Source organism: Rhizobium sp. 01T444, from assembly GCF_056398305.1.
On sequence record NZ_JBFTPD010000123.1, the window covers coordinates 1 to 849 of the forward strand.

Annotated in this window: 2 protein-coding genes; both read left to right on the forward strand. The window is 69.2% G+C overall.

Annotated features, from left to right (window positions below; genetic code table 11):
• On the forward strand, positions 1–219 hold a 219-nt coding region (locus tag AC1DTN_RS37465), incomplete at its 5' end, for a hypothetical protein (protein WP_477925175.1).
• Positions 216–849: condensation domain-containing protein (locus AC1DTN_RS37470; protein ID WP_477925177.1), on the forward strand; the 634-nt coding region annotated here is incomplete at its 3' end. The genes AC1DTN_RS37465 and AC1DTN_RS37470, both read left to right, overlap by 4 nt.

Consider the following 849-nt stretch of genomic DNA (forward strand, 5'->3'; position numbering starts at 1 on the left):
CAACAGGACATCGCGACCATCAAGTCCGCCTTCAAGGAGTCGGTGGCCGAGATGCAGGAAGCCGAGCTGCTGCCGCGCCGCGGCGCGCCCAAGCTGACGCTCGACCCGTCCCACCCGCCGGCCCCCGATGCGCGCCTGGGCCGCGACAAGGACGGCCAGCCCGCCWGGTTCGTTCCGGATCCCAAGGTCCAAGGCAAATTCACCAAGTACCAAGCATGACCGAAGCCGTCGCCATCCCATCCGACGAGGCCGCCGACGCGTTCGACCCGTTCGCATCGGGCCTGATCGAGCGCATCGTCGCGACCACCGAAGCTCAACGCGAAGTCTGGCTGGGCGACCAGCTGAGCCCGCAGGCATCGCTGGCCTACAACGAGTCGCTGCGCCTGCGCCTGAAGGGCCCGCTGGACGCGCGCGCCCTGGGCACCGCCCTGGACAAGCTGATCGAGCGCCACGAGTCCCTGCGCTCGACCATCTCGCCCGATGGCACGCAGTTGCTGATCGGAGAGGCGACGCAACTGGACCTGGCGGAGCACGATCTGCGGCAGCTGGACCCCGCGGCGCAGCAGCGCCGCCTCGAAGAAGAAGCGACGGCCGCCGTGCTGGCCCCGTTCCACCTCGAACGGGGGCCGTTGTTCCGGGCCGCGCTCTACCAGCTTTCGCCGACCGACCATGTGCTCCTCATGACCGCGCACCATGCGATCTGCGACGGCTGGTCGTGGGGCGTCATCAGCGAGGACCTCGGCCTGCTCTATGCCGAGCAGACGGGCACCGGCCCGGCGCCTGAACCGGCAGCCCAGTATTCCGATTACGCCGCATGGGAAGCACAGGAAGCAGGGAGCCCGGCCATGC